Annotated in this window: 4 protein-coding genes and 3 pseudogenes; 2 read left to right on the plus strand and 5 right to left on the minus strand. The window is 70.2% G+C overall.

Features of this window, described 5'->3' with window-relative positions; genetic code table 11:
- The 5 genes and pseudogenes from AOK03_RS44410 to AOK03_RS33250 all read right to left on the minus strand — a co-directional run.
- Positions 1–556, minus strand: a pseudogene (locus AOK03_RS44410) (serine/threonine protein kinase); the annotation flags it as partial.
- A 2-nt stretch (positions 557–558) separates the two neighbouring features.
- A pseudogene (locus AOK03_RS44415) lies at positions 559–707 on the minus strand (hypothetical protein); the annotation flags it as partial.
- Positions 708–709: 2 nt separating this feature from the next.
- Positions 710–1141, minus strand: a pseudogene (locus AOK03_RS44420) (protein kinase domain-containing protein); the annotation flags it as partial.
- A gap of 114 nt (positions 1142–1255) precedes the next feature.
- The gene (locus AOK03_RS33245) at positions 1256–1984 is read right to left on the minus strand and encodes a DUF2625 domain-containing protein (RefSeq protein WP_055569103.1); all 729 of its coding nucleotides are present in this window, start codon (positions 1982–1984) and stop codon (positions 1256–1258) included.
- A gap of 342 nt (positions 1985–2326) precedes the next feature.
- Positions 2327–2845: a hypothetical protein gene (locus AOK03_RS33250; protein ID WP_157869146.1), complete on the minus strand. Its 519-nt coding sequence runs from the start codon at positions 2843–2845 to the stop codon at positions 2327–2329.
- Positions 2846–3026: 181 nt separating this feature from the next.
- Between AOK03_RS33250 and AOK03_RS33255 the strand changes: the two genes are divergently transcribed.
- Positions 3027–3833 (plus strand): helix-turn-helix domain-containing protein, encoded by an 807-nt coding sequence (locus tag AOK03_RS33255; RefSeq protein ID WP_055569105.1) that lies wholly within the window; start codon positions 3027–3029, stop codon positions 3831–3833.
- Positions 3834–4016: 183 nt separating this feature from the next.
- Entirely contained in the window at positions 4017–4811 is a 795-nt protein-coding gene (locus tag AOK03_RS33260) for an SDR family oxidoreductase (protein ID WP_055569106.1), read from the plus strand.
- Positions 4812–4981: the final 170 nt, after the last annotated feature.

Here is a 4981-nt window from a genome sequence, read left to right on the forward strand (position 1 = left end):
TGCTGCGGCGGATAGCCGTACACGGGAGTGCTGGGCGTATGCGTGGGCGTGGGTGTCGGCGTCGGCGGAGGAGTGGGCGGGGCCTGCCCCGACACCATGGTGGGCAGGTGGTCGAGGGGCGCGGCACCGGGCGTACCGGGCGGCGGAGGAGTGGCTTCCCGACTCTCGTCCACGGCGTCCGGACGCCCCTCGGCGAAGGCGCCCACCGAACGGTCGACGGACTGTTCTCCCCCTTCCGCCCCTTCTGCCGACGTCTCCTCCGGATCCTCCGCATCCAGCAACTGCACGGCGTGGCGCCCCAACTGGGCGACGAGGGCACCCGGCAGCCAGGGGTCGAGGGTGTGCCCGTCCCCCAGCGCGTCCGCGGCCCCCGTGCGTTCAAGCACCTCGTCCAAGGAGGGCCGGTCCGCCGGATCCTTGCGCAGGCAGGCGCCGATCAGCTCGGCCAGCTCCTCGGGGAGCCCTGCCAGATCCGGCTCCTCCTGCGCGATGCGGAACATCAGCGCGTGCACGCCGCTGTTGGCCGTCCCGAAGGGCAGCGCGCCCGAGGCGGCGTNNGGCAGAACACGTCGCACGCCGGGGTGATCCGGTCGCCGCGGACCTGCTCGGGGGCCATGAACCCGGGCGAGCCGACCAGCGCGCCGGTACGGGTGAGGCCGCCGTCGGTGACCGTCTCCAGGGCGCGTGCGATGCCGAAGTCGATGACGNNGACGTTGGACGGCTTGAGGTCGCGGTGGACCATGCCCGCCGCGTGGATGTCCTTGAGCGCGCCCGAGAGCCCGGCCGCGAGGATGTTCACGGAGCGCTCGGGCAGCGGGCCGTGGTCGTGCGAGACGACGCTCTGCAGCGAGGGCCCGGCGACGTAACCGGTGGCGAGCCAGGGGATCGCGGCCTCGGTGTCCGCGTCCAGGACCGGCGCCGTCCACGCGCCGCCCACCTGCCGCGCGGCCTGCACTTCCTGCCGGAAGCGGTTCCTGAACTCGTCCTGTTCGGCGAGCTCCTGGCGGACCAGCTTCACCGCGACCGTGCGGCCGCGGTCGGACCGCGCGAGGTACACCTGCCCCATGCCGCCGGCGCCGAGCCGTGCCAGTAGACGATACGCGCCGATCCGCTGCGGATCCCCGGGCACGAGCTTCTCCATCGCCGCACCGACCTCCCCCATTGGTGTGCAACAGAGTGAGGAGTGTACTGACCGTTGACACGCTCCGGGCAGGCACTGCGTCCTGCCGTCGGCGGCTGGGGCCAGTGAGCCGGTTCATGCGACTCCGAGGAATCCCGGGTCGGCGCCGTCGAACTGCAGGCGCGCGTCGCGGCTCATATCCAGGAGCTCCGCCATGGGTGCGGCGCGACGGCTGGTCGCCGACAGGTCCTGGCGGGCCTCGGCCGACCACAACGGCGGGAAGAACGACAAGCCCTGCCGACCGCTGAGTACGGAGACCTCGCTGCGCCAGCCGTCCCACCGCAGGCCCCCGTAGAACTTCTGGAGCCCTCCGGAGAGAATCCAGGACAACCAGGCCGAGTGCCCGGCCCCCAGCGCCTCCCAGCCGAGGGTGTCGGGGGCGAAGTAGATGATCTCGCCCGGCTCACCGGGCCGACCGATCGCACGGGGGTCGCCCCCGTTGAGGGAGAACACGCCGCCCAGCACATCGTGCGCGACCACGAGCCCCGCCGCCGGCTGCCAGACCGGGTCGAACGTCGAGGGCATCGCGTTGATCTCGGCCAGGCCCGGCAGCCCCTCGGGGCCGGTGGCGTGAGGGCTTCCGAAAATCCGCAACCAGCCGCCGTCCACGAGCAGACCGCCGCAGTTCAGCACGAGCGCGCCCAGATTCGACCGGGCCGAGACCTGGAGCTGTAGCAGGGACGCGCGGCCTGTCTCGGTATCGCCGGGCAGCGCTTCAACCGCCGTGTCGGTGTCGGACAGCTCCTGGAGGAGGAGCGGCCAGGCCGGATCATCGACGTCGAGTAGTTCATTGACCTCGCGCATCCCCGCATCGTCGCACCGATACCGAAGGCACGGTCCGCCGGGGCGCCTCCATTTCGAACCCCTGAACGAGGTGAACTCCTACGCGCCGTCCGCTCGTACGACAGAGGGGCCGGGCCCCTCGCTACGGTTCCGCGGAGGGGCCTGGGGCGGTGTCTGTGATGCCGAGGAAGGGCTCGGCCGGTTTCAACACGGACTGCACCGCCCGGAACGCACGACGCATCCGTGCTCCCTCTTCGCAGTCCCCGGTCCGGCAGTCGGGGCAGGCACGCAGGTGGCCGCGGAGACGCCCCTGCAACTGCTGCGCGGACCTCTCCGGTGTGCACAACTCCGTTGCGGTCCAGGTCATTTCGTCCTCGCCCGGGGCGTGTCGCGGGCGATGCGCACGAGCGCGGCCACGGAGGGTACGGGGCACAGATCGCCGACGATGCGAGGCCGCACCGCCCAGTACAGTCCGGTCGGACCCGTCAGGTCGGAGGCGGGGATGCTGAGGAACTGTCCGATCCCCAGCATGGGGGCGTTGTTGGGGCATGCCCACCGCGCCACCGGGCAGGGCTCGACGAGAGCGTGATACACGGCCTGAGGCCGGTTGTGGATGACCGGCCCGTCGAGCAGCTGGGCCAGTGTCGCGGTGACGATCTCGAGGTCGTCCGTCCCGACCGCCGTGTGCACGAGCCGGGCGGGCAGGCGCACCACGTTGAACCTCGTGCCGAGAGGCAACAGGGCGATGCCCTGTTCCGCCCACTCCCGCAGGGCCTGGCGCGGCTCTTGCTGAGCGCGCGCCAGCCAGTCGAACGCGGCGTTCACCGGTCTCGGGAAATCACTGATTCCAACGCTCGGGGACCGGCCCGTGGTCTCGGCCATGTCGACTCCTTGTCAGTTGGCCACGCCTTGTGGCTGTGCACGCGGTCACCAGGGCTTCCGTCACAGATCACGGTGGCCTCGTGCCGGTACGCCCCGCGACGGCGGTTGCGACGTCATATCGGCGATATGCAGGGCGTCATTTCGGTGTCATTCCAAGGTGCTTGCGCGTACTGTCGATCGCATGGCGACACCGAACGGCACCTTGCAAGCGGTCCGGAAGGGCCTGCTCATGTCCCAGGACGAGTTCGCCCGCGCCGTCCGTGACGCCGGGCAGCAACTCGGTCAGCCCAACGAGGCGTCCAAGCGGCTCGTGCAGCGCTGGGAATCCGGCGACACCGCCGCACCCCGCCAGCTGTACGCGCGCGCCTTGGAGCGCGTCACCGGAATGCCCATCGAGGCCCTTGGCTTCGGCGTGCCGTCCGTGGCCGTCACGGAGGACGGGCGCGGCGGCCACGATCTGGACGACGCGACGTTCTCGGTGTCGGCCGGTCAGACGGCGCCGCTGGCCGCTCCTCGCGGCAACTTCACGGGGGTGTGGCTGTCGACGTACGAGTACGTGTCGAGCGGCCGTGACGACGCGGTATTCACCGGGAAGCACCACGTCGTGCTGCTGCAGCACGGAAACCGCCTGACGGGGCGGAGTCTGCCGAACGCGTCCCTGAACCCGGACAGCCCGCTGACGCTGGATCTCCAGATCGACGGGGCGACCGTGACGGGCACGTGGACGGAGCAGACGGCTTCTGACGGCTACTACCGGGGCGCTCGGTACTTCGGCGCGCTCCAGATGCTCGCCGAGCCCACGGGGCGGCGCATGGCGGGCAAGTGGGTGGGGTTCGGCAAGGAGTTCGACGTGAACACCGGGCCGTGGGAGCTGCGGCTGATGGACTCGGCGACGTCGAAAGCGGTGCTCGCCCAGTACGACCGGGTCCCGGAGCACGGCAGGAGGGCGGAGCGTCTCCCACCGACCAGTGAGCCGGACGCCGGGTAGCCGGACGGACTCGCCGCACATCTCACCGGCCTCCCGGCCCTTGACGCGACGGCGCGGGCGCGGTTCGTCGGGTCCTGATCCGCTTGCTTGGAGTGCACTCCAAGGTCATAGCGTTGAGACAGCTGAACCGAACACCCGACGCGTCGACGCGTCACCCCGCACGACCAACTGGAAAGGCGGCAAGTGGTAGACGGCCGATTCACCACACATGCGGAACTTTTCGATCTGAGTGGAAAGCGTGCGCTCGTCACCGGTGGTACCCGGGGCATCGGAATGATGATCGCGCGTGGCCTTCTCCAGGCGGGCGTCCGCGTGGTCATCAGCTCACGCGACGCAGAAGCGTGCGCTCAGGCGCAGGAACAGCTGTCCGCGTTCGGTGAGGTGCGGGCCATCCCCGCCGACCTGTCCCGCCACGACGAGTGTCGGCGACTGTCCGACCTCGTCACCGCCGACTCGGAGCGCCTCGACATCCTCGTCAACAACGCGGGCGCCCTGTGGGACGAGCCGCTGGCGACGTTCCCGGACGAGGCCTGGGACACGGTCGTCGACCTCAACCTGAAGTCGCCGTTCTGGCTGGTCCAGGCGCTGCTGCCCGCACTTCGCAGGGCGGGCACCGCCGACGATCCCGCGCGGATCATCAACATCGGCAGCATCGCCGCCATCCACATCCCCCAGCGGCCCAACTACTCGTACTCCAGCAGCAAGGCCGCACTGCACCAACTCACCAGGGTGCTCGCCAAGGAACTGGGACCGCAGCACGTCACCGTGAACGCCGTGGCGCCGGGACCGTTCCCGTCGGCGATGATGGCCGCGACCCTCGACGAGTTCGGCGAGGCGATCGCGGCGTCGGCCCCACTGCGCCGGATCGGCCGCGACGACGACATGGCGGGTGTCGCCGTGTTCCTCGCCAGCCGGGCAGGCGCATACCTGACGGGCGCCGTGATCCCTGTCGACGGCGGCATCGCCACAACCGCGTAGGCCGTCCAGGGCCAACAGGCCCTAGGTGTATTGCTCACGAGCGTTGTTAACGCGGGCCGGTCTTGATCGTGGCGAAGGCCCCCGTGCGGTGAAGATTCGACACCTCCACCACACACGGGGGCCTTCGCCACGATCAAGACCGGCCCGCGTTAACCACACTCGTGAGCAAT

The organism is Streptomyces atriruber, from assembly GCF_001418325.1.
In the GTDB taxonomy this organism is placed as follows: domain Bacteria; phylum Actinomycetota; class Actinomycetes; order Streptomycetales; family Streptomycetaceae; genus Streptomyces; species Streptomyces atriruber.